The organism is Pseudomonas sp. SMV71 (assembly GCF_052042015.1).
Taxonomy (GTDB): domain Bacteria; phylum Pseudomonadota; class Gammaproteobacteria; order Pseudomonadales; family Pseudomonadaceae; genus Aquipseudomonas.
Window position 1 is genome coordinate 201,390 of sequence record NZ_JBKGGU010000009.1, and the last position, 21,001, is coordinate 222,390.

Annotated in this window: 24 protein-coding genes; 15 read left to right on the forward strand and 9 right to left on the reverse strand. The window is 60.5% G+C overall.

Annotation, left to right across the window (positions count from 1 at the left end; translation table 11 throughout):
- Positions 1 to 64 precede the first annotated feature (64 nt).
- From ACLEJQ_RS11735 to ACLEJQ_RS11765, 7 genes are all read left to right on the forward strand, one after another.
- Positions 65 to 637, forward strand: coding sequence for an Rnf-Nqr domain containing protein (locus ACLEJQ_RS11735; protein WP_440795087.1), 573 nt, complete (start codon positions 65 to 67; stop codon positions 635 to 637).
- Positions 634 to 1,644, forward strand: coding sequence for an electron transport complex subunit RsxB (rsxB, locus tag ACLEJQ_RS11740; RefSeq protein ID WP_440795088.1), 1,011 nt, complete (start codon positions 634 to 636; stop codon positions 1,642 to 1,644). Before ACLEJQ_RS11735 ends, rsxB begins: the two co-directional genes overlap by 4 nt.
- Complete coding sequence (locus ACLEJQ_RS11745) at positions 1,631 to 2,617, forward strand: RnfABCDGE type electron transport complex subunit D (protein WP_440795089.1); 987 nt, start codon at positions 1,631 to 1,633, stop codon at positions 2,615 to 2,617. Before rsxB ends, ACLEJQ_RS11745 begins: the two co-directional genes overlap by 14 nt.
- Entirely contained in the window at positions 2,614 to 3,225 is a 612-nt protein-coding gene (locus ACLEJQ_RS11750) for an RnfABCDGE type electron transport complex subunit G (protein WP_440795090.1), read from the forward strand. The genes ACLEJQ_RS11745 and ACLEJQ_RS11750 overlap by 4 nt, the downstream gene beginning before the upstream one ends.
- Positions 3,218 to 3,751 (forward strand): Rnf-Nqr domain containing protein, encoded by a 534-nt coding sequence (locus ACLEJQ_RS11755; RefSeq protein WP_440795092.1) that lies wholly within the window; start codon positions 3,218 to 3,220, stop codon positions 3,749 to 3,751. The genes ACLEJQ_RS11750 and ACLEJQ_RS11755 overlap by 8 nt, the downstream gene beginning before the upstream one ends.
- On the forward strand, positions 3,748 to 4,386 hold the full coding sequence (gene nth / locus ACLEJQ_RS11760; RefSeq protein ID WP_440795094.1) for an endonuclease III: 639 nt from the start codon (positions 3,748 to 3,750) through the stop codon (positions 4,384 to 4,386). The genes ACLEJQ_RS11755 and nth overlap by 4 nt, the downstream gene beginning before the upstream one ends.
- Before the next feature lie 107 nt (positions 4,387 to 4,493).
- A complete protein-coding gene (locus tag ACLEJQ_RS11765; protein WP_245139442.1) occupies positions 4,494 to 4,676 on the forward strand; it encodes a PA3496 family putative envelope integrity protein in 183 nt (60 codons plus the stop codon).
- A gap of 53 nt (positions 4,677 to 4,729) precedes the next feature.
- Here ACLEJQ_RS11765 and ACLEJQ_RS11770 read toward each other — a convergent pair whose 3' ends face one another.
- A complete protein-coding gene (locus tag ACLEJQ_RS11770) occupies positions 4,730 to 5,356 on the reverse strand; it encodes a response regulator (RefSeq protein ID WP_440795097.1) in 627 nt (208 codons plus the stop codon).
- 468 nt (positions 5,357 to 5,824) lie between these two features.
- Between ACLEJQ_RS11770 and ACLEJQ_RS11775 the strand changes: the two genes are divergently transcribed.
- Positions 5,825 to 6,307 carry a hypothetical protein gene (locus tag ACLEJQ_RS11775; protein WP_440795099.1) on the forward strand — a complete coding sequence of 161 codons (483 nt, stop codon included), beginning with the start codon at positions 5,825 to 5,827 and terminating at the stop codon, positions 6,305 to 6,307.
- A gap of 72 nt (positions 6,308 to 6,379) precedes the next feature.
- On the opposite strand, the gene ACLEJQ_RS11780 is transcribed toward ACLEJQ_RS11775, so the two are convergent.
- Both ACLEJQ_RS11780 and ACLEJQ_RS11785 read right to left on the reverse strand, forming a co-directional pair.
- The gene (locus tag ACLEJQ_RS11780) at positions 6,380 to 7,597 is read right to left on the reverse strand and encodes an argininosuccinate synthase (RefSeq protein WP_024779511.1); all 1,218 of its coding nucleotides are present in this window, start codon (positions 7,595 to 7,597) and stop codon (positions 6,380 to 6,382) included.
- 128 nt (positions 7,598 to 7,725) lie between these two features.
- Positions 7,726 to 8,727: a flagellar protein MotY gene (locus tag ACLEJQ_RS11785; RefSeq protein WP_440795101.1), complete on the reverse strand. Its 1,002-nt coding sequence runs from the start codon at positions 8,725 to 8,727 to the stop codon at positions 7,726 to 7,728.
- A 189-nt stretch (positions 8,728 to 8,916) separates the two neighbouring features.
- Between ACLEJQ_RS11785 and pyrC the strand changes: the two genes are divergently transcribed.
- Together pyrC and rnt are read left to right on the forward strand one after the other, a co-directional pair.
- Complete coding sequence (pyrC, locus tag ACLEJQ_RS11790) at positions 8,917 to 9,963, forward strand: dihydroorotase (protein ID WP_245139439.1); 1,047 nt, start codon at positions 8,917 to 8,919, stop codon at positions 9,961 to 9,963.
- Positions 9,960 to 10,637 carry a ribonuclease T gene (rnt, locus tag ACLEJQ_RS11795; protein ID WP_003204947.1) on the forward strand — a complete coding sequence of 226 codons (678 nt, stop codon included), beginning with the start codon at positions 9,960 to 9,962 and terminating at the stop codon, positions 10,635 to 10,637. Before pyrC ends, rnt begins: the two co-directional genes overlap by 4 nt.
- A gap of 195 nt (positions 10,638 to 10,832) precedes the next feature.
- Here the strand turns inward: rnt and ACLEJQ_RS11800 are convergent, their stop codons facing one another.
- Complete coding sequence (locus ACLEJQ_RS11800; RefSeq protein WP_106270441.1) at positions 10,833 to 11,435, reverse strand: peroxiredoxin; 603 nt, start codon at positions 11,433 to 11,435, stop codon at positions 10,833 to 10,835.
- 294 nt (positions 11,436 to 11,729) lie between these two features.
- Here ACLEJQ_RS11800 and ACLEJQ_RS11805 point away from each other — a divergent pair, with 294 nt between their 5' ends.
- Both ACLEJQ_RS11805 and bfr read left to right on the forward strand, forming a co-directional pair.
- Positions 11,730 to 11,948: a bacterioferritin-associated ferredoxin gene (locus ACLEJQ_RS11805; protein ID WP_440795104.1), complete on the forward strand. Its 219-nt coding sequence runs from the start codon at positions 11,730 to 11,732 to the stop codon at positions 11,946 to 11,948.
- A 198-nt stretch (positions 11,949 to 12,146) separates the two neighbouring features.
- On the forward strand, positions 12,147 to 12,620 hold the full coding sequence (gene bfr / locus ACLEJQ_RS11810; protein WP_003178701.1) for a bacterioferritin: 474 nt from the start codon (positions 12,147 to 12,149) through the stop codon (positions 12,618 to 12,620).
- A gap of 228 nt (positions 12,621 to 12,848) precedes the next feature.
- Here bfr and grxD read toward each other — a convergent pair whose 3' ends face one another.
- The 3 genes from grxD to ACLEJQ_RS11825 all read right to left on the reverse strand — a co-directional run bounded on the left by grxD (position 12,849) and on the right by ACLEJQ_RS11825 (position 15,814).
- Positions 12,849 to 13,187: a Grx4 family monothiol glutaredoxin gene (gene grxD / locus ACLEJQ_RS11815; RefSeq protein ID WP_440795106.1), complete on the reverse strand. Its 339-nt coding sequence runs from the start codon at positions 13,185 to 13,187 to the stop codon at positions 12,849 to 12,851.
- Positions 13,188 to 13,286: 99 nt separating this feature from the next.
- Positions 13,287 to 15,395 carry a molybdopterin oxidoreductase family protein gene (locus tag ACLEJQ_RS11820; protein ID WP_440795108.1) on the reverse strand — a complete coding sequence of 703 codons (2,109 nt, stop codon included), beginning with the start codon at positions 15,393 to 15,395 and terminating at the stop codon, positions 13,287 to 13,289.
- A gap of 131 nt (positions 15,396 to 15,526) precedes the next feature.
- Positions 15,527 to 15,814: a hypothetical protein gene (locus ACLEJQ_RS11825; RefSeq protein WP_440795110.1), complete on the reverse strand. Its 288-nt coding sequence runs from the start codon at positions 15,812 to 15,814 to the stop codon at positions 15,527 to 15,529.
- Between the two features lie 401 nt (positions 15,815 to 16,215).
- Here ACLEJQ_RS11825 and argF point away from each other — a divergent pair, with 401 nt between their 5' ends.
- Both argF and ACLEJQ_RS11835 read left to right on the forward strand, forming a co-directional pair.
- Positions 16,216 to 17,136 carry an ornithine carbamoyltransferase gene (gene argF / locus ACLEJQ_RS11830; protein ID WP_440795112.1) on the forward strand — a complete coding sequence of 307 codons (921 nt, stop codon included), beginning with the start codon at positions 16,216 to 16,218 and terminating at the stop codon, positions 17,134 to 17,136.
- Positions 17,133 to 18,242: an ABC transporter ATP-binding protein gene (locus ACLEJQ_RS11835; protein WP_440795114.1), complete on the forward strand. Its 1,110-nt coding sequence runs from the start codon at positions 17,133 to 17,135 to the stop codon at positions 18,240 to 18,242. The genes argF and ACLEJQ_RS11835 overlap by 4 nt, the downstream gene beginning before the upstream one ends.
- A gap of 133 nt (positions 18,243 to 18,375) precedes the next feature.
- Here ACLEJQ_RS11835 and ACLEJQ_RS11840 read toward each other — a convergent pair whose 3' ends face one another.
- A complete protein-coding gene (locus ACLEJQ_RS11840; RefSeq protein WP_440795116.1) occupies positions 18,376 to 19,158 on the reverse strand; it encodes a PhzF family phenazine biosynthesis protein in 783 nt (260 codons plus the stop codon).
- Between the two features lie 173 nt (positions 19,159 to 19,331).
- Positions 19,332 to 19,802, reverse strand: coding sequence for a Cys-tRNA(Pro) deacylase (gene ybaK / locus ACLEJQ_RS11845; RefSeq protein WP_440795118.1), 471 nt, complete (start codon positions 19,800 to 19,802; stop codon positions 19,332 to 19,334).
- A gap of 301 nt (positions 19,803 to 20,103) precedes the next feature.
- Between ybaK and ACLEJQ_RS11850 the strand changes: the two genes are divergently transcribed.
- Entirely contained in the window at positions 20,104 to 20,955 is an 852-nt protein-coding gene (locus ACLEJQ_RS11850; RefSeq protein WP_440795120.1) for an MIP/aquaporin family protein, read from the forward strand.
- The last annotated feature ends 46 nt before the right edge of the window (positions 20,956 to 21,001 follow it).

Genomic DNA, 21,001 nt, shown 5'->3' on the forward strand with positions numbered 1-21,001 from the left:
CCCACGGTTCTCACGTGCCGGATAATGCCTAATCTTGTAACAGGCCATTTACCAGCCACACGCCATGACCGAAATCCTCCTGACAGTGTTCAGCGCAGCCCTGATCAACAACCTGGTGTTGCACTGGCCGCTGGGCGTCGATCCGCTGCTGGCATCCAGGGGACGCGGACAAATCCACGCCCTGGGCGTGGCGACAACCGGCCTGATGCTGACTGTCGGCACCCTGGGTTACCTGATCGATCATTGGCTCCTGGCTCCGCTGGACCTCACGTCCCTACGCCTGCTGGCTTGGCTGCCCTTGAGCGTGCTGCTGATCGGCCCGCTGCTGCGCCTGCTGGCCCGGTGGCTGCCGGGGTTGCCGTTCGATGGGTTGTGGCCGCTATTGCTGGGAAACGCAGGGATACTGGGCGTCGCGCTGCTCAGCAGTTACGATGACCAGGGCCTGGGCCACACCCTGGCGCTGAGCCTGGGGGGCGGACTGGGTTTCTGGCTGGTTTCGAGCCTGTTCGATGACCTGCGCCAACGCACGTTCAATAACGACATCCCCCTACCCTTTCAGGGCCTGCCGATTCAACTGATCAGCGCTGGCCTGATGGCCGTGGCATTTCTGGGTTTACGCGGGCTGGTCAAAACATGAGTCTGATTCAACGTATTGATGCCCTGCTGCCGCAGACACAATGTGGCAAGTGCGGCCATCCGGGGTGCAAGCCCTACGCCGAAGGCATTGCCCAAGGCGAGCCAATCAACAAATGTCCGCCCGGTGGACGCGAGACCATCGAGGCCCTGGCTAGCCTGATGAAGGTGCCGGTGCTGGAACTGGACACCAGCCGCGGCTCAGCCCCGGCGCAGATCGCCTTCATCCGCGAGGCGGAGTGCATCGGCTGCACCAAGTGCATCCAGGCCTGCCCGGTGGACGCGATTGTCGGCGCGGCCAAGCTGATGCACACCGTGCTGATCGATGAATGCACCGGCTGCGACCTTTGCGTGGCGCCCTGCCCGGTCGATTGCATTGAAATGCGCCCATTGCCAACGGCGACGGTGGTGCCGATTGTTGGCGGCCTGGCCGCCAGCGCCGAGCAGCATCAGGCGCGTGCGGCCAAGCGCGACCATGCCCGTTGGCGCTTCGAACAACGCAACGCACGGCTGCGTCGCGAAGAGGAGCAGCGTCAAGCCGAACGCCTGGCCCGCGTCCAGCGCGCCGCCCAGCCGCAAGCGCAAACGCTTGACCCGATACAGGCCGCACTGGAGCGCGTTCGTGCGCAAAAGGCCGCCACCGCCGATGCAGCCTTGAAAAAAGCCAAGGTCGACCTGGCGATGAGCCGGGCGCAACTGAACAAATCCTTGAAAGCCTTCGGCCATCCTCCAACCTTTGAGCAGCAGTCGCAGCTGATCGTGCTGCAACGCCAGTACGAAGCAGCGGAACAGGCATTGGCGCAGTTGGAAAGCACCGCGCAACCGGCCCCGACGCCCAAGCCTGCATCTACGCAAGGCGCCGAACTGAAACGGGCGAAGATTCAATTGGCGATGCGCCGCGCCGAGCTGAGCAAGGCCCGGAGCGCAGCTGTAGCGCAGGAACATTTGCAGGCTCTGGAGCAAGCGGTGAAAGACGCCGAACGCCTGGTGGACGAGCATGCCGCTCCCTGAACCCGTGGACGAGCGACTGCGTCAGGCGATGAACCGCGTGCTACTGGCGACGCTCCCCGGCGTGCTGGCCTCGCTGTGGTTTTACGGTTGGGGCGTGGCGCTCAATCTGCTGCTATGTAGCGTCACGGCGCTGACGGTAGAGGCACTGGTGTCGCGCTTGCGCGGTCGGCCCTTGTTCCCCGGCCTGAACGACGGCAGTGCGTGGGTCAGCGCCACACTGCTGGCCCTGGCGCTGCCCGCATACTGCCCGTGGTGGCTGAGCGTCACGGCCACCGCCAGCGCCCTGTTGTTCGGCAAACATCTTTGGGGCGGTGTCGGCACCAACCCGTTCAACCCGGCCATGCTCGGCTACGCCTTGGTGCTGGTGGCGTTTCCTGCGCAGATGAGCCAATGGCCGCCCGCCCATGGCATGGGCTTGGTGGAGGGTATGCAACAGGTGCTCGGCGATCATCTGGCCCCCGACGCCTGGGCCGGGGCGACTGCGCTGGACAGCCTGCGAACCGACACTAGCCTGACCATCGACGAATTGTTCGCCCAGCATCCGGCGTTCGGGCGTTTCGGCGGCCGAGGCATCGAATGGATCAATCTGGCGTTTCTGCTCGGTGGCCTGTTTCTGCTGCAACAACGGGTATTCACCTGGCACGCACCGGTGGGAATGCTGGCCAGCCTGCTCGTTGTCAGCCTGCTGTGCTGGAACGGCTCGGGTTCCGACTCCCATGGCTCGCCGCTGTTTCATCTGTTCACGGGCGCCACCATGCTCGGCGCATTTTTCATCGTCACTGAACCGATCTCCGGCGCCAGATTGCCACTGGCTCGCCTGTTGTTTGGCGTCGGCGTGGGGCTGTTGGTCTACCTGATACGCACCTGGGGTGGCTACCCCGACGGCGTGGCGTTTGCAGTGTTGTTGATGAACCTCGGTGTGCCAGCGCTGGAGCGGCTGGCCGAGGCGCGGCAAGGGCGACAGCCGGCATGAAGAATCCCGTAGGCGTGGCAATTCTGATGCTATTGGTTGGCCTGGGGATCGGGAGCACTTACCTCACGCACCTCGGCACCGCCGGCCGCATCGAGGCCCAGCGCCAAGCTATCGCGGACAAGACCCTGCTTGAAGTGCTACCGGCTGAGCGCTATGACAATCAGCCGTTGGCGCAATCGGTCCTGGCGGCACCAGTGGTCCTGGTTCATAGCACCCTGCTGGATGGTTACCTCGCGACTCGCAACAACCTGCCCAGTGCGGTGCTGCTGCGCAGCGAGACGCTGGGCTATGAAGGGCGCATTGAATTGCTGGTCGCCATTGACCTGCAGGGACGGTTGCTCGGGGTGAAAACCCTGCGCCAGACAGAAACCGCCGGGCTGGGCGCAGCGATTGCCGGCTGGCCGAACGCCTGGTTGCAAACCTTCACCGGTCACTCGCGCAAGGCGCCTGGCGACAGCGGCTGGGCCCTGAAAAAAGACCAGGGGCAGTTCGATCAACTGGCAGGCGCGACGGTGACCTCAAGGGCCGTCCTGCAAGCTGTGCACGATGCGCTACGTTACTTTGACGAACATAAGACCCGACTGACCGCAGGGGCGACGGATGAATAGGGTATCGTGGCCGACCCGTGGCCTGCTGGTCGTCGCGCTGGTCGGCGCAAGCGATTCGCTGGCCGGCGCGTTGGGGTTGTGGTTGGCCTGGGCCTTGGTCATCCTCGGTCATGGCCTTGCGATGAGGCTTGTTCGGCCCCGTCTGACCACCGGCCAATGTCTGCTCGCCAGCGTTGTGGTGGCTGCCACCCTTAGCGCTTGCACGGGCCTGGCCGTGCAGGCCTGGGCGCTGGAGCTGTATCGGTCGCCTGACGTTTATATGGGCTGGATAGCCCTGAGCTGTGTGGCACTGGAACAACAAGGGTTCTTTGTTGAATCCCGTTGGCCTGGACAACTCAGGCTGGCCGGTCTGTTTGGCCTGTCGCTGCTCGGTCTAGGCGCCTTGCGCGAGTTGATCGCAGACGGCCTGGCGCTGACCCTGCTCGCTCCCGCAGGTTTTATCCTGCTTGGCCTGCTGCTGGCGGCCTGGCAAGCCTGGACTATCGCCCACCCCTCTTCATCCACCGAGGAAACGCCGCGCTCATGAACGCTGCAAAACGCCTGGAAATATTTCGTCGCTTCCACGAGGACAACCCGGAACCGAAAACCGAACTGGCCTACTCCTCACCGTTCGAGCTGCTGATAGCCGTGATTCTGTCGGCGCAGTCCACTGACGTCGGCGTCAACAAGGCCACGGCCAAGCTGTTCCCGGTGGCCAATACGCCGGAGGCGATCTACGCCCTGGGCGTGGAGGGCCTTTCCGAGTACATCAAGACCATCGGGCTGTTCAACAGCAAGGCCAAGAACGTCATCGAAACCTGTCGACTGCTGATCGAGCGCCACGGCGCAGAGGTCCCGCAGACCCGCGAAGCGCTGGAAGCGTTACCGGGTGTCGGGCGCAAAACGGCTAACGTCGTGCTCAATACCGCGTTCCGGCAGTTGACCATGGCGGTCGACACCCACATTTTCCGCGTCAGCAACCGTACCGGGTTGGCTCCCGGCAAAAATGTGGTGGAAGTCGAGCACAAACTCATGAAATTCGTCCCCAGGCAGTTTCTCCTGGACTCCCACCATTGGCTCATTCTCCATGGGCGCTACGTCTGCCTGGCGCGCAAGCCTCGCTGCGGCAGTTGCCGGATCGAGGATTTGTGCGAATACAAGCACAAGACGTCCGACGATTGACACACTATTGACTCTACTAATCCGTCGATTGAAAAAATCTTTTTTACCCGCCCGTGGTTTATCGATATAAGGAGCGCCAATGGCAGTCTTAGCCTGGAGTCGAACCCATGAGTGCTGGCAAAGAACAACTGGATGTAGAAGACGAATTCATCGCCGTTGAAACCGACGACGTGGAACCGGTGGTGGTAGAAGTGGCGAAGACCAATCTGAGCAAGCGCCGCACCATCGATAACCTGCTGGAAGAGCGCCGTTTGCAGAAGCAGTTGGCCGATTACGACTTTGATCTCTGACACATAAAAGCCTCCTGATGGAGGCTTTTTAATGCGTAAGCGTGACCGGAGAATCACACTAACCCATTGCGCTGCGCCAGCTCGATCAGATCGACCAACGACCGGGCATTGAGTTTCAACAACAGACGTGTCTTGTAAGTACTGACGGTCTTGTTGCTTAGAAACATTCCATCGGCGATTTCCTTGTTGGTCCTCCCCCGCGCCAACTGTTGCAGGACCATCATTTCTCGCCCTGACAAGCGATCCACCATATCCGATTCGCTGGCGTTACCCAGGCTGGAACGCACCGTATGCAGTGCCTGGTTGGGAAAATAACTGTAACCGGACAGTACCGCCTTTATTGCACTCAGCAATTCTGTCAGATCCTGTTGCTTGCACACATACCCGGCCGCCCCCGTTTGCATGCAACGCATTGAAAAGTGGCCCGGTGACTGAGACGTCAGCACCAACACCTTCATTGATGTAGGAATAGAAGTCAGACGGGCAATCACCTCCAACCCGTCGAGCTTGGGAATACCAATATCCAGGATGACGATATCAGGGGAAAGTTCACGAGCGAATTGCAACGCATCAACGCCATTATCGGTTTCGGCTACAACTTCGTAACCATGCCGCTCCATCAGCAAACGTACAGCAAGACGAATGACGGGGTGATCATCCACGATCAGCACTTTATTCATGGGCAAATCCAACTTCGCTGTTCGAATTTTTAGAGCACGCACAATAGCCTAGTCAATTCAACCTTGGCATGCTGCCCCCCCCTGACCGCTCGCACCGAGAGACGAAACCTACAAGCTATACAGAAAATTCCTACGAATTTCCCCAGAAAATATGTGTCATGAATTTGTTTATCGTGGGAAGCCGACCTTTCCTCATCCTCCGCAAAGGGGTCAATCGTATGCTCCAGCATCCCCATGCCTCGGTCAGGCAGACCAGGAAAACCATTGCGCTCATAATGAGTAACTCATTATTGGCAGATGGCACCGTGCACCCGCTTCTTCCCGGACCAAAATTCATATAAAACAACTACAAGCCCGGTAAAACATTTGAAGCCTGTTGCACCCTGCTTATCACCCTCCACTTTCACACACCCACGACACCAAACTTTCCAATTCAATCAGAGCACGAATATTTTATGAGCCTTCACCATGAGCAAAACTTCCAGCACCATCACCAACCCCATGACCCTCATCGCCATATTTGCAACTTTATCCGAAACTTCGGCGGCGGTTTCGCTGCCCTTCCTGGATGATCAGGATCGCGAATGCTATGTCTGGTTCCTGATCAGTTTCCCCTTTTATCTGTTGCTGCTTTTCTTCATTACGCTCAACTTCAATCATCGTTCGTTGTATTCACCCTCGGATTTTCGCAAGAGCAAACATTTCATAAAAAGCATGAACGGATCGACGCTCCGGCGTAAACGCATATTGCGCCGGACAAATCAGGTCAAGGAAAATCCAGAAGCTTACGAGCGATGCCGATGCAGGCTTCGACCGACCGTTTGCATACTGTGCAGCCGATGCGAAACCGGTCGAACAAAACGTTCACGGCAGGTTCCGGGGCATGCCCATGTCACCGTCTACATCATTTACCACAGCACAGACTCTGCAGCCGCCGGACAGGACGAATGAGCGACAGGGAAAAGGTTCGCCCCCCCAAAAAAACGGCCTGCTCATGGCAGGCCGTTTTTTCAAGCGTAAGGGTCAGAACAGCTTGCGACCCTTGTTCGCCGCGATGCGCATGCGCAGGGCGTTGAGCTTGATAAACCCGGCCGCGTCGGCCTGGTTGTAGGCACCGCCGTCTTCTTCGAAGGTCGCGATGTTGGCATCGAACAGCGAGTCATCGGACTTGCGCCCGGTCACGATCACGTTGCCTTTGTACAGCTTCAGGCGCACGACACCGTTCACGTTGACCTGGGAAGCGTCGATCATCTGTTGCAGCATCAGACGCTCCGGGCTCCACCAGTAACCGGTGTAGATCAGGCTGGCGTACTTGGGCATCAGCTCGTCCTTGAGGTGAGCCACTTCGCGGTCAAGAGTGATGGATTCGATCGCCCGGTGAGCGCGCAGCATGATGGTGCCGCCAGGGGTTTCGTAGCAACCACGGGACTTCATGCCGACGTAGCGGTTTTCGACGATGTCCAGGCGGCCGATGCCATGCTCGCCACCGATGCGGTTCAAGGTCGCCAGCACGGTGGCCGGGCTCATTTCCACGCCGTCCAGGGCGACGATATCGCCGTTGCGATAGGTCAGTTCCAGGTATTGCGGGGTATCGGGGGCCTTCTCCGGGGAGACGGTCCAACGCCACATGTCTTCTTCGTGCTCGGTCCAGGTGTCTTCCAGCACGCCGCCCTCATAAGAGATATGCAGCAGGTTGGCGTCCATCGAGTACGGGGATTTCTTCTTGCCGTGACGCTCGATCGGGATCGCGTGCTTCTCGGCGTAGTCCATCAGTTTTTCACGGGACAGCAAGTCCCATTCACGCCATGGCGCGATGACCTTCACCCCGGGCTTGAGAGCATAGGCGCCCAGCTCGAAACGCACCTGGTCGTTACCCTTGCCGGTGGCACCGTGGGAAATGGCGTCGGCGCCGGTTTCGTTGGCGATTTCGATCAGGCGTTTGGCAATCAACGGACGGGCGATGGAAGTACCCAGCAGGTACTCGCCTTCGTAGACGGTGTTGGCGCGGAACATCGGGAACACGAAGTCGCGGACGAACTCTTCGCGCAGGTCATCGATGTAGATCTCTTTGACGCCCATGGCCTGAGCCTTGGCGCGTGCAGGCTCGACTTCTTCGCCTTGCCCCAGGTCAGCGGTGAAAGTCACCACTTCGCAGTTATAAGTGTCCTGCAGCCACTTGAGGATCACCGAAGTGTCCAGGCCGCCGGAATACGCCAGAACGACCTTGTTTACGTCCGCCATGCCATCACTCCACGGGTTCTACGGAAAGCCGTGAAGTCTAACGTCCAGCGCGGATAATTTACAGAGGCGCGACAGCTTATGACGACGAAGCGACAGATTATGTCGAGAGCGCGACGATTAAAAACCGCTCAGGAGGTACGCGCCGTCGCGGCGGCAGGCGTCGCGGCAGGTGCCTTGGCTGGCGCGGCAGCCGGTGCCGGGACCTTGGCCGGAGCCGCAGGCGGCGCGGCTTGAGGCGCGGGAGCTGGGGGCTGTGCAGCGGGCGCCGGGACTTGCGTCACAGGCACGCGCGACAAGTGCACGACGACACGACGGTTCTTGGCCCGGTTGGCCGCGCTGGTATTGGGCACCAAGGGATAACGTTCGCCATGGAAGCGCACGGTAATCTGCGACTCCTGGAAACCGTTGGCCTTGAAAAACTCTTGCACCGCCAGGGCCCGACGGCGCGACAGCTCACGGTTGGTCAGGCGGTTGCCGCTGTTGTCGGAATGACCGTCCAGCTCCACATGGTTGACGCTCGGGTCGGCCTTGATGAAGTCGAGCATGACTTGCAACTGCGCCTTGGCCCGGGCATCGAGTTCGACTTCTTCGCCCGGGAAGCCGATCTGGGTTTCTTTCACCTGCTCGAAATTCTTTGGCAACAACTTCGCCACGCAACCTTGATAGTCATTGAAGGCCTTGTTGAACCGCACGGGCAGCAGACGGACTTCCGAGACCCGCCCGTCTTCAGTATTGCGCCGCACCACCGGGCTGCGACCTTCCATCAGGCCGCTGATCAACCGGCCCGCCTGGATCTGGGAACTGTTGAACAGCACGTCGCCGCTGCCGATCCTGACCGAGCCCAGGTTGATGTCGCCCCGCCCCGGCTGCCAGGGCGCGGCCGCTGCCAGCAACGTGGCCGACCCGCCACCGAGCATCGGGTTATAGGCCTTGAGGCGGAATGTGGCCTGTTCGCCCGCCCGACGCACGAATTCGCCGCTGCCGAAATCGGTGATCGGCTGACTCAACCGGCATTCGAACTTGTCACCTTCGACCGTCCACTCAATGTTCTCCAGACGGGTCTGGAAAGTGAGCGCCATCGCGGGAAGGCTGGCAAACACACTGAGCAAGGCTAGATAACGCTGGCGCACGGGCGGCTCCACTGGCTTTTGTACAAAGGTCGACACACGCTTGGGGGTATGACGCCGCTCCCGACACTGCCGGATTGGTGGCACACCTGTAGGAGCTATCGGTCGCTTGGGCAAGAACTTGATAGCGGGTGCCTGAATCGGTCTTTTCCGGTAGCATTCCCCAGAGTTTGACCCGCCTGGAAGCCCCCCATGTCCGACCGCCTGACCCTGCTGCGTCCCGACGACTGGCATATTCATCTTCGCGATGGTGCTGTGTTGACCCATACCGTCGCCGATGTCGCGCGTACCTTCGGGCGCGCGATCATCATGCCTAACCTGGTCCCGCCGGTGCGCAATGCCGCCGAGGCCGATGGCTATCGCCAGCGCATCCTCGCCGCGCGCCCGGCCGGCAGCCGCTTCGAGCCGCTGATGGTGCTGTACCTCACCGACCGCACCCAGCCCGAAGAGATCCGCGACGCCAAGGCCAGCGGCTTCGTCCACGCCGCCAAGCTGTACCCCGCCGGCGCGACCACCAACTCCGATTCCGGTGTCACCAGCATCGACAAGATCTTCCCGGCGCTGGAAGCCATGGCCGAAGTCGGGATGCCGTTGTTGATTCACGGTGAGGTGACCCGCGGCGACGTGGATGTCTTCGACCGCGAGAAAATTTTCATCGACGAGCACATGCGCCGCGTCGTGGAGCGCTTCCCGACCCTCAAGGTGGTGTTCGAACACATCACCACCGGCGATGCCGTGCAGTTCGTCAACGAGGCCCCGGCCAACGTCGGCGCGACCATCACCGCGCATCACCTGCTGTACAACCGCAACCACATGCTGGTGGGCGGAATCCGTCCGCACTTCTATTGCCTGCCGATCCTCAAGCGCAACACCCATCAGGAAGCCTTGCTCGACGCCGCCACGAGCGGCAGCGCCAAGTTTTTCCTCGGCACGGACTCGGCGCCCCACGCCCGGCACGCCAAGGAAGCGGCCTGTGGCTGCGCCGGCTGCTACACCGCCTATGCCGCCATCGAGATGTACGCCGAGGCATTCGAGCAGCGCAACGCACTGGACAAGCTCGAAGGCTTCGCCAGCCTGCACGGCCCGCGCTTCTATGGCCTGCCGGTGAACACCGACCGTATTACCCTGGTCCGCGACGAATGGACCGCCCCCGTCAGCCTGCCATTCGGCGAGCAGACCGTCATCCCGCTGCGCGCCGGTGAAAAACTGCGCTGGCGCCTGCTGGAGGAAAACGCGTGAGTGAAGATCATTTCGACGATGAACTGGACGGCAATGGTGGTTCGGGCGGTGCCCGTCACCCGATGGCGGCCCGTTTCCGCGGCTACCTGCCCGTTGTCGTCGATGTAGAGACCGGCGGGTTCAACTCCGCTACCGATGCCCTGCTGGAAATCGCCGCCACTACTATCGGCATGGACGAAAAAGGCTTCGTGTTCCCTGACCACACCTATTTCTTCCGCGTCGAGCCCTTCGAGGGCGCCAACGTCGAAGCGGCGGCCCTGGAGTTCACCGGGATCAAGCTTGACCATCCGCTGCGAATGGCGGTCAGCGAAGAGACAGCCCTGACCGACATCTTCCGGGGCGTGCGCAAGGCGCTGAAGGCCAACGGTTGCAAGCGGGCGATCCTGGTCGGCCACAACAGCAGCTTCGACCTGGGTTTCCTCAACGCTGCCGTCGCGCGCCTGGACATGAAGCGTAACCCGTTTCACCCATTCTCCAGCTTCGACACGGCCACCCTCGCCGGCCTGGCGTACGGCCAGACCGTACTGGCAAAGGCTTGCCAGGCCGCCGACATCGATTTCGATGGTCGCGAGGCGCACTCGGCCCGCTACGACACCGAGAAGACCGCCGAGTTGTTCTGCGGGATCGTCAATCGCTGGAAGGAAATGGGCGGCTGGCAGGATTTCGACGACTGAGGCGTTGCCGGCGCGAGCTTCTGCTCTGTGTGGCGAGGGAGCTTGCTCCCGCTTGAGTGCGCAGCGCTCACAATATCTTGGGGCGGCTACGCCACCCAGCGGGAGCAAGCTCCCTCGCCACAGGTCAGCGCCCGGCTTCAGACCCCATAAAAAAACCGGCCCATCGAGGGCCGGTTTTTTTCATGCCTTGTGCGCTTACAGCTTGTCGCCGTGCTCGCCCAGGTAAGCGGCAACGCCTTCAGGCGATGCGGTCATGCCCTTGTCGCCTTTTTTCCAGTTGGCCGGGCAGACTTCGCCGTGCTCTTCGTGGAATTGCAGCGCGTCGACCAGACGGATCAGTTCTTCCATGTTACGGCCCAGTGGCAGGTCGTTGATGATCTGCGAACGGACCACGCCTTTGTCGTCGATCAGGAACGCGCCACGGAACGCCACGCCGCCTTCGGACTCGACGTCGTAGGCTTTGGCGATCTCGTGCTTCATGTCGGCAGCCATGGTGTATTTCACCTGACCGATACCGCCGTTGTTGATCGGGGTATTGCGCCAGGCGTTGTGGGTGAAGTGCGAGTCGATCGAGACAGCGATCACTTCGACGTTGCGCGCCTTGAAGTCGTCCATGCGGTGATCCAGTGCGATCAGCTCGGACGGGCAGACGAAGGTGAAGTCCAGCGGGTAGAAAAACACCAGGCCGTATTTGCCTTTGATGGCCGAGGACAGGGTGAAGCTGTCGACGATTTCACCGTTGCCGAGGACGGCTGGAACGGTGAAGTCAGGGGCTTGTTTGCCTACGAGTACGCTCATTGGATATCTCCTGGTGTAGTAACGTGAAAACAAGGTCCGGGCCAGCCTGCCATCCTGAGGCGACAGCCCTGTGACACGAACCCGCTTCGCAAGGACCGACCATCATACACCGCGCATTTGGGGTGTCCTCAACGGTTTTTAGGCATTATCGAAAAATCGCCAGAGTGCCAGCCAAAACCGTTCGTCAGGCCGGCGCGGCTCTAGCCCAAGCCTCGCGGAAACCACTTTGACAATCATTCTCGTTAACATTAAGATCCGTCTCACTTGGGCCACAACCAGCGACGGTTCTCACTTATGTATGTTTGCCTCTGCACTGGCGTCACCGACGGACAGATCCGCGAAGCGATCTATGAAGGTTGCTGCAGCTACCGCGAAGTCCGCCAGGCCACCGGCGTAGCCAGCCAATGCGGCAAATGCGCGTGCCTGGCCAAGGAAGTGGTTCGCGAAACCCTCGCCAAGGCACAGACGGCACAGGCAGCGATCCCCTACCCAGTGGAATTTACCGCCGCGTAAAAACAGCTTTTCAAGGAACCGGACTCAATGTCCGGTTTTTTTATGCCCGCAAATCAAATAGTTAGCGGCAAGACGCGGAACACAAGCATTCTTATTCCGATTAATTTTCATTTATTATTCAATAACTTAGGTTTGACACTCGGAAATACGCAGCTCAAACTCTGCCCCATACACAGCTATTACAGGGCAGGCCTCATCATGAAAGGCGACATTACAGTCATCCAGCATCTCAACAAGATCCTTGCCAATGAGCTGGTCGCGATCAATCAATACTTCCTGCATGCGCGCATGTACGAGGATTGGGGCCTGAACAAGCTGGGCAAGCACGAGTACCACGAATCCATCGACGAGATGAAGCACGCGGACAAGCTGATCAAGCGCATCCTGTTTCTCGAAGGCCTGCCGAACGTCCAGGACCTGGGCAAGCTGCACATCGGCGAACATACCCGGGAAATGCTCGAGTGCGACCTGCGTATCGAACGCACCGGCCACGCCGACCTGAAAGCCGCCATCGCCCATTGCGAAAGCGTTGGCGACTTTGGTAGCCGCGAACTGCTGGAAGATATTCTCGAGTCCGAGGAAGAACACATCGACTGGCTGGAAACCCAACTGGGCCTGATCGACAAAGTGGGTCTTGAGAACTACCTGCAATCGCAGATGGGCGAAGAATAACTTTCCCGCCGGCGAGCCAATAAAAAGCCCCGCCCTCTTGACGAGAGGCGGGGCTTTTTTGTGCCTGCTTCAGGCCATACGCAATCCACTGTGGGAGCGAGCTTGCTCGCGATAGCGGTGGGTCAGGTATAAAAATGCTAACTGACCCACCGCTATCGCGAGCAAGCTCGCTCCCACAAGGGGTCCGCGTTCAGCCACAGGGGTCAGTGGTGAACAGCGGCCCTCGGATCAGGCGTCGACCTTCTTCGCTGCGTTCTCGACAGCTTCCTTGATCGTGGTTTGCAGCGAACCGTCAGCTGCCATCTCGGTCATGATGTCGCTACCACCGACCAGCTCACCCGCTACCCACAATTGCGGGAAGGTTGGCCAGTTGGCGTACTTAGGCAGGTTGGCGCGGATTTCCGGGTTCTGCAGGATGTCCACGTAGGCAAACTTCTCACCACACGCCATCACCGCCTGGGCAGCCTTGGCCGAGAAACCGCACTGTGGCGCATTCGGCGAGCCTTTCATGTAGAGCAGGACAGTGTTGTTGGCAATCTGGTCTTTAATGGTTTCGATGATATCCACGGAGCACCTCGGCTTAAACTTCGCGACTCAAATCGTCGACACGGTGGCGCATTGTAACGGAAAGCCGAGCGCCCTGCTCGGTCTCCTCCAGGGACAAATTCACGCAGCCGCCACCTTTACCGGCACACCGTTGAGTGCCGCGTTGCCGGACAGCTCATCGAGCTGACAGTCATCGGTCAAGTCATTAGCGCTGGAGCCCGGCTGCCCACGGGCGATGGTCATCTGCACGCCCGGCCGGGCGTGGCCCCAACCGTGTGGCAGGCTGACCACGCCTTTCATCATGTCCAGGCTGCCTTGCACTTCGACTTCGATGACGCCCACTCGCGAACTGACCTTTACCCGCTGCCCGTCGACGAGCCCCCGAGTGGCGAGATCATCCGGGTGCATCAGCAGTTGATGACGAGGCTTGCCTTTGACCAGCCGATGGAAGTTATGCATCCAGGAGTTGTTGCTGCGCACGTGGCGTCGCCCAATCATCAGCAACTCATCCGGTTGCGGTGCTTGCAACGCGGCAAAGCGAGCAATGTCGGCGAGTATGACCGCCGGCGCGGCCTGTATCCGTTGGTTCTCGGTTCTCAGACGCGCCGCCAGGTTGGGCTTGAGGGGGCCAAGATCGATGCCATGGGGATGGTCGAACAGGGTTGCCAGGGACAACTTGTGTGGTGAAGCATCGCCATACGCCCCATAGCGCAGGCCCAGATCAATCATCTGCGCCGGCGGCAGGGTCGGCTTGAGTTCCTTGCCGGTTCTGGCGGCGAAGGCCTTGGCCAGGCCGACGAAGATTTCCCAGTCGTGCAAGGCCCCCTCGGGCTTGGGCAGGATCGCCCGGTTGAAGCGGGTCACGTTGCGCACCGCAAACAGGTTGAACGTGGTGTCGTAATGGTCGTTTTCCAGCGCCGAGGTGGACGGCAGGATCAGGTCGGCGTAGCGCGTGGTTTCGTTGATATACAGATCGACGCTGACCATGAACTCCAGGCCATCCAGCGCCTGCTCCAGTTGCCGCCCGTTGGGGGTGGACAACACCGGGTTGCCAGCGACGGTGACCAGCGCCCGAATCTGCCCTTCGCCTTCGGTCAGCATTTCCTCGGACAGGGCCGATACCGGCAACTCACCGGCATACTCCGGGCGCCCGGAGACGCGGCTCTGCCAACGGTTGAAATGGCCGCCGGAAGTCGTCGCCACCAGGTCTACCGCCGGTTCGGTGCACAACGCACCGCCGACCCGGTCGAGATTACCGGTGACCAGGTTGATCAGCTGGATCAGCCAGTGGCATAGCGTGCCGAATGCCTGAGTCGAAACGCCCATTCGTCCGTAGCAGACCGCTGACGGCGCAGCGGCGAAGTCCCGCGCCAATTGCCGGATCTGCGCGGCAGGCACCGCGCAGAGCGGGCCCATCGCTTCAGCCGTGAATGTGGCGACGGCCTCGCGCACATCCTCCAGGCCATCCACCGGCAGATGACTGTCACGCACCAGCCCTTCGTCGAACAGCGTGTTGAGCAAGCCAAACAGCAGTGCGGCATCGCCCCCCGGGCGTACGAATACGTGTTGATCGGCGATGGCCGCCGTTTCGCTGCGGCGGGGATCGACCACCACCACTTTGCCGCCACGGGACTGGATCGCCTTGAGGCGTTTCTCCACATCCGGCACGGTCATGATGCTGCCGTTGGAGGCCAGCGGATTGCCGCCCAGGATCAGCATGAAGTCGGTATGGTCGATGTCCGGGATCGGCAACAGCAGGCCGTGGCCGTACATCAGGTGACTGGTCAGGTGATGGGGCAGTTGGTCCACCGAGGTCGCCGAGAAGCGGCTCCGGGTTTTCAACAGGCCGAGGAAATAATTGCTGTGGGTCATCAACCCATAATTGTGAACACTGGGGTTGCCCTGGTAGACCCCCACCGCGTTCTGGCCGTGACGGGCCTGGATGTCCGCCAGCCGTTCGGCGACCAGGGCAAAGGCATCGTCCCAGGCGATGGGCTGCCACTCGTCACCGACGCGCTGCATGGGTTGGCGCAGTCGATCCGGATCGTTCTGAATATCTTGCAGCGCCACCGCCTTGGGGCAGATGTGGCCGCGACTGAAGCTGTCCAGCGCATCGCCTTTGATCGAGGTGATCGTCAGGCCCTGGTCTTCGGTTTCGGTGGTCTCGAGGGTCAAGCCACAGATGGCTTCACACAGATGGCACGCACGGTGATGAAGAGTCTTGGTCATGGCCAGTCTCTGTTTTGTTCTTGGCGGGCGCTTTCGGCCGCGGGAACAAAACTATGGCGGGTGATTCCCGGCTGCGCCAGCGACGTTCGTCCTGTGAATTGCCGGGCATCAGGCCCGCCGATGAGATGGTCTCACGGATGGTCGGGAGGCGGCGCCAGTAGCTGGATTTCCTCTACGGTCTCCACCTGCTCCTGGCCGATGGGTTCGCCTGTCAGCTCACCAATCAGGCGCCAATGCTCGTCGAGCCCGCCACTGATGGTTGCCATGCGGTCGATCATCCGGCGACCGGCGGCCTTGATGACCTCGTCCTCGCTGCGCAGCAGTTCGAACGACAAGGACGTCACCGACGCAGTGAGGTGCGTCAGGGAGCGTGTCGTCAGCCCCAGCAGTTCCATCAATTGTTGCTCTTTCGAATCCATTTCGGCGCTCCTGCGTCTCGGGGTTCATTTATAACTCAGGCCTTTGCATTAGGAAATGTTTCGCGGTCGACAGCACTGAGTGCTGCCACCGATCTCAGGTCATCGACCGCTCGCCGACGCCTCGCGCATCGGCCCTGCTTGATTGCCAAGCGGCGCGGCGCCAGTGTACAAATGATTCGCTGCTGTCCGGAAACCGGCCCCAAACGTCGTCCCAGCCCGGGAATGGCCCCGCTGCAATCCCCAAAAACCGTAGCCCTATTGGTAAGACGCGACATTTAATGTCAATATCGCGCCTTCCCCTATTTTCGTCGCCCCGTGCGGCTTTTGCCGCAGGTCTCGCCCGTTTTTTCCTTGAACAAGGCTTTGAGCATCTGCGGTCCGTTACAAAAAGGTAGTCAATCATGAGCGCAAGGCACTTTCTCTCCCTGATGGATTTCACGCCCGATGAGTTGCTCGCCGTGATCCGTCGAGGCGTGGAGCTCAAAGACCTGCGTAACCGCGGCGTACTGTTCGAGCCCTTGAAAAACCGCGTGCTAGGGATGATCTTCGAGAAGTCATCGACCCGCACTCGCATCTCTTTCGAAGCCGGGATGATCCAGCTGGGCGGCCAGGCGATCTTCCTGTCACCGCGTGACACCCAGCTGGGCCGCGGCGAACCGGTCAGCGACTGCGCGATCGTCATGTCGAGCATGCTCGATGCCGTGATGATCCGTACCTTTGCCCACAGCACCCTGACCGAATTCGCTGCCCACTCCCGCGTGCCAGTGATCAACGGCCTGTCCGATGACCTGCACCCCTGTCAGTTGCTCGCCGACATGCAGACCTACCTCGAACACCGTGGCTCGATCCAGGGCAAGACCGTGGCCTGGATCGGCGACGGCAACAACATGTGCAACAGCTATATAGAAGCGGCGATCCAGTTCGACTTCCAGCTGCGCATCGCCTGCCCGGAAGGTTATGACCCCAACGCCGAGCTGCTCGCCAAGGCTGGAGACCGGGTGAGCATCGTTCGCGACCCGAAACTGGCCGTGGCCGGTGCACACCTGGTGAGCACTGATGTCTGGACCTCCATGGGTCAGGAAGAAGAAACCGCCAAGCGCCTCCAGCTGTTCGCGCCCCTGCAGGTCAACCGGGCCCTGCTCGATCTGGCGGACGCCGACGTGTTGTTCATGCACTGCCTGCCGGCCCACCGGGGCGAGGAAATCAGTGTCGACCTGCTGGACGACCCTCGCTCGGTCGCTTGGGCGCAAGCAGAGAATCGTCTCCATGCTCAGAAGGCCCTGCTGGAGTTTCTGGTCGAACCGGCGTACCACCACGCATGAGCCATTCCCTGCTGCTGAATCTGCATAACCTGGCCTGCGGTTACCAGGACCAACGGGTCGTCCAGAACCTCAACCTGCACCTCAATGCCGGTGATATCGGTTGCCTGCTCGGTTCGTCCGGCTGCGGCAAGACCACGACGCTGCGCGCCATTGCCGGCTTCGAGCCGGTCCACGAGGGTGAAATCCAACTGGCCGGGGAAACCATTTCCCGCGCCGGCTTCACCCTCGCACCGGAAAAGCGCCGCATCGGTATGGTGTTCCAGGACTACGCGCTGTTCCCCCACCTGAGTGTGGCCGAGAACATTGCCTTTGGCATCCGCAAGCACCCGAACCAGGCTCGCGTCGTCGAAGAACTGCTGGAACTGGTCAACCTCAAGAACCTGGGCAAGCGCTTTCCCCATGAGCTGTCCGGCGGCCAGCAACAACGCGTGGCACTGGCCCGCGCGCTGGCACCCGAACCGCAGCTGCTGCTGCTCGACGAGCCCTTCTCCAACCTCGACGGGGAGCTGCGACGCAAGCTCAGCCATGAGGTGCGCGATATCCTCAAGGCCCGCGGCACCAGCGCGATCCTGGTCACCCACGACCAAGAGGAAGCCTTCGCGGTGAGTGATCACGTCGGGGTATTCAAGGAAGGCCGCCTGGAGCAGTGGGATACGCCCTACAACCTGTATCACGAACCGCTGACACCTTTCGTCGCCAGTTTCATCGGCCAGGGCTACTTCATTCGCGGTCGCCTCGACAGTCCTGAATCGGTACAGACCGAACTCGGCGTCCTGCGCGGCAATCGAGCCTATACCTGGCCTGTCGGCTGTGCGGTGGATGTATTGCTGCGACCGGACGACATCGTCTACGCCCCGGACTGCCCGCTCCAAGCGCAAATAGTCGGCAAGACTTTCCTGGGCGCTTCGACCTTGTATCGCCTGCAATTGCCGACCGGCGCACAACTGGAATCGATTTTCCCGAGCCACGCCGACCATCAGGTCGGTGCCAGTGTCGGCATTCGCGTGGCGGCTGAGCATCTGGTGCTATTTCAGGCATCGGGTAGCACGGCGGCGCATCTGCCGGTGGTGGAGAACGGCGTGCGGCGGCACAGCACTGCCTATTGATTCGTCGATTCTCGGATGATTTCGTGGCGAGGGAGCTTGCTCCCGCTCGAGTGCGCAGCGCTCGCATGTTTTTTGGGGCCACTACGCGCCCCAGCGGGAGCAAGCTCCCTCGCCACAGACTCCGTACCAATGATCAGCCCAGTGAAAGGGTTCCACTGGCCACCAACCTCGCATCTCCGCCTATCTTCACCCGCTCCCCTTCCAGCCGACAGAACAACGCCCCGCCCCGGGTCGAGCATTGGTAAGCGGTTAGCCCCAGCTTGCCCAAGCGCCTGGACCAGTATGGGATCAGGCTGCAATGAGTCGAACCGGTCACCGGATCTTCATTGATACCAATCGCCGGGGCGAAATAGCGCGAGACGAAATCATGCCGGCTTCCCGGTGCTGTGACTATTGCGCCCGGCCAGGGCAGCTTCGCCAACGCCGCCATGTCCGGTTTGCAATCGAGCACCGCTTGCTCCGACTCCAGCACCACGAACAGCTCGTTGGAACTCAGCACATCCACCACATCCACCCCAAGGGCACTCTGGACCGCCAGGGATGCCCCTAACTCGACCGGGGTAATGGCCGGGAAATCCAGCCACAGTCGCTCGCCTTCGCGAGTCACGCTCAACGGCCCGGATTTGCAGATGAAGTCCAGTCGCTCAGCCGTTTCGTGGTAGACCTCGAACAGTACATAAGCGCTGGCCAACGTGGCATGCCCGCACAACGGCACTTCCGTGGTGGGCGTGAACCAACGAATATGCCAATACTGGCCTTCGCGTACCACGAACGCGGTTTCAGCCAGATTGTGTTCAGCGGCAATTTTCTGCATCAAATCATCGGCCAACCAGGCATCGAGCCTATAGACCATCGCGGGATTACCGCCGAACGGCCGGTCACTGAACGCATCGACCTGATGAAACGCAAGCTGCATGGCACTTCTCCTTGTCATTAGCGGGCCAGCATGAGGCGCAGGGGGCGGGTAATCCAGTGACAGATCCATAGAATTTTCACCCGACAGCGCTGGATGAGCTCGACACCCTTGTGGCGAGGGAGCTTGCTGCCGCTGGGACGGTCCGACGCTTCGGGCGCAGCAGCCCCAATCAATCAGACCCGCCCGATATCGGCGAATTTCGCCCCGGTGTGCTCCGCCAGCACCGACGGCGCCAGCTCCACCTCCAGCCCACGCCGACCGGCACTGACAAAGATAGTCGGGAGAAGCTGTGCCGAGCTGTCGATAAAAGTGCGCAGGCGCTTTTTCTGCCCCAACGGGCTGATGCCGCCCAGTAGATATCCGGTGGAGCGCTGCGCAGCGGCCGGGTCGGCCATTTCGACTTTCTTCACCCCGGCAGCGTGGGCCAGGCCTTTGAGATCCAGGCTTCCGGCTACGGGCACGACCGCCACCAAAAGCTCGCCTTTCTCGCTGGCTGCCAGCAGGGTCTTGAATACCCGGGCCGGTTCCAATCCAAGCTTTTCCGCCGCCTCCAGCCCATAGGACGCGGCTTTAGGGTCGTGTTCATAACTGTGAATGCGATGTTCGGCGCGCACTTTTTTAAGCAAATCCAATGCGGGTGTCATGACCGCTCCTGGCAGGAAATCCGAAAAGAGTGGCCGGATTCTAAGCCATCAGCCCCCAAAAGGCTCTGGAACGCACCCGCCGACCTGCCCTTCAGAAAAAGCCATTCACGCGACGAATAATTGAAATTTGACCGACGGTTCACTTTCGACCTTTGACTTCAGCGTTTCTTGTCTATATTTTTTCGAAACTGAAAGCAAAAACACAGGTCTCAGCAACAACCCGAGCGCAGGATGGGAACTGCAACGCCGGTGGAAATCGCGCTAACGAGTGCGCCGCAAAAAAACAAAAACCGAGGTATGAATGACTATTGCTTCTCAACAGCCGCCCCTGTCCAGCCAATGCCTGGCCGAATTCCTGGGGACTGCCCTGCTGATTTTCTTCGGTACCGGCTGCGTCGCGGCGCTCAAGGTGGCGGGTGCGAGTTTCGGCTTGTGGGAAATCAGCATCATCTGGGGCGTCGGTGTCAGCATGGCGATCTACCTCAGCGCTGGCGTCTCCGGCGCGCACCTGAACCCTGCCGTCAGCATCGCCCTGTGCCTGTTCACCGACTTCGAAACACGCAAACTGCCCTTCTACATCCTGTGCCAGGTCGCCGGTGCTTTCTGCGGCGCGTTCCTGGTCTATACGTTGTACAGCAACCTATTCTTCGATTTCGAACAGTCCCGTCAGATGATTCGTGGCACTGAAGCCAGCCTCGAACTGGCCTCGGTCTTCTCGACCTACCCGCATGCGGCGTTGTCCACCGGGCAAGCTTTCATGGTGGAGGCCATCATTACCGCGATCCTGATGGGGGTGATCATGTCGCTGACCGATGATAACAATGGCCTGCCCCGCGGCCCGCTGGCACCGCTGCTGATCGGCTTGCTGATTGCGGTGATCGGCAGTTCCATGGGCCCGCTCACCGGCTTCGCGATGAACCCGGCGCGGGACTTCGGACCAAAACTGATGACTTTCTTCGCTGGCTGGGGTGAAATTTCCCTCACTGGTGGACGCGATATCCCGTATTTCCTGGTTCCGATTTTCGCACCGATCATAGGTGCTTGCCTCGGTGCTGCCGCCTATCGTGGGTTGATTGCCCGCCATTTGCCTGGCGCCACAGCGGCTACAAAGGATGCAGAACGAGCCATTGACGGCAAGCCCGGAATGTCCTGAAACAGATCGGCGCAAGCTCCTGCCGTTCGAGCATGCGCTACGGCTT

Bases quoted from the DNA above. Each gene is read 5' to 3' on its own strand.
- ACLEJQ_RS11735 (WP_440795087.1), top strand. From the start codon at position 65: ATGACCGAAATCCTCCTGACAGTGTTCAGCGCAGCCCTGATCAACAAC.
- rsxB (WP_440795088.1), top strand. From the start codon at position 634: ATGAGTCTGATTCAACGTATTGATGCCCTGCTGCCGCAGACACAATGT.
- ACLEJQ_RS11745 (WP_440795089.1), top strand. From the start codon at position 1,631: ATGCCGCTCCCTGAACCCGTGGACGAGCGACTGCGTCAGGCGATGAAC.
- ACLEJQ_RS11750 (WP_440795090.1), top strand. From the start codon at position 2,614: ATGAAGAATCCCGTAGGCGTGGCAATTCTGATGCTATTGGTTGGCCTG.
- ACLEJQ_RS11755 (WP_440795092.1), top strand. From the start codon at position 3,218: ATGAATAGGGTATCGTGGCCGACCCGTGGCCTGCTGGTCGTCGCGCTG.
- nth (WP_440795094.1), top strand. From the start codon at position 3,748: ATGAACGCTGCAAAACGCCTGGAAATATTTCGTCGCTTCCACGAGGAC.
- ACLEJQ_RS11765 (WP_245139442.1), top strand. From the start codon at position 4,494: ATGAGTGCTGGCAAAGAACAACTGGATGTAGAAGACGAATTCATCGCC.
- ACLEJQ_RS11770 (WP_440795097.1), bottom strand. From the start codon at position 5,356: ATGAATAAAGTGCTGATCGTGGATGATCACCCCGTCATTCGTCTTGCT.
- ACLEJQ_RS11775 (WP_440795099.1), top strand. From the start codon at position 5,825: ATGAGCAAAACTTCCAGCACCATCACCAACCCCATGACCCTCATCGCC.
- ACLEJQ_RS11780 (WP_024779511.1), bottom strand. From the start codon at position 7,597: ATGGCGGACGTAAACAAGGTCGTTCTGGCGTATTCCGGCGGCCTGGAC.
- pyrC (WP_245139439.1), top strand. From the start codon at position 8,917: ATGTCCGACCGCCTGACCCTGCTGCGTCCCGACGACTGGCATATTCAT.
- ACLEJQ_RS11800 (WP_106270441.1), bottom strand. From the start codon at position 11,435: ATGAGCGTACTCGTAGGCAAACAAGCCCCTGACTTCACCGTTCCAGCC.
- ACLEJQ_RS11805 (WP_440795104.1), top strand. From the start codon at position 11,730: ATGTATGTTTGCCTCTGCACTGGCGTCACCGACGGACAGATCCGCGAA.
- bfr (WP_003178701.1), top strand. From the start codon at position 12,147: ATGAAAGGCGACATTACAGTCATCCAGCATCTCAACAAGATCCTTGCC.
- ACLEJQ_RS11820 (WP_440795108.1), bottom strand. From the start codon at position 15,395: ATGACCAAGACTCTTCATCACCGTGCGTGCCATCTGTGTGAAGCCATC.
- ACLEJQ_RS11825 (WP_440795110.1), bottom strand. From the start codon at position 15,814: ATGGATTCGAAAGAGCAACAATTGATGGAACTGCTGGGGCTGACGACA.
- argF (WP_440795112.1), top strand. From the start codon at position 16,216: ATGAGCGCAAGGCACTTTCTCTCCCTGATGGATTTCACGCCCGATGAG.
- ACLEJQ_RS11835 (WP_440795114.1), top strand. From the start codon at position 17,133: ATGAGCCATTCCCTGCTGCTGAATCTGCATAACCTGGCCTGCGGTTAC.
- ACLEJQ_RS11840 (WP_440795116.1), bottom strand. From the start codon at position 19,158: ATGCAGCTTGCGTTTCATCAGGTCGATGCGTTCAGTGACCGGCCGTTC.
- ybaK (WP_440795118.1), bottom strand. From the start codon at position 19,802: ATGACACCCGCATTGGATTTGCTTAAAAAAGTGCGCGCCGAACATCGC.
- ACLEJQ_RS11850 (WP_440795120.1), top strand. From the start codon at position 20,104: ATGACTATTGCTTCTCAACAGCCGCCCCTGTCCAGCCAATGCCTGGCC.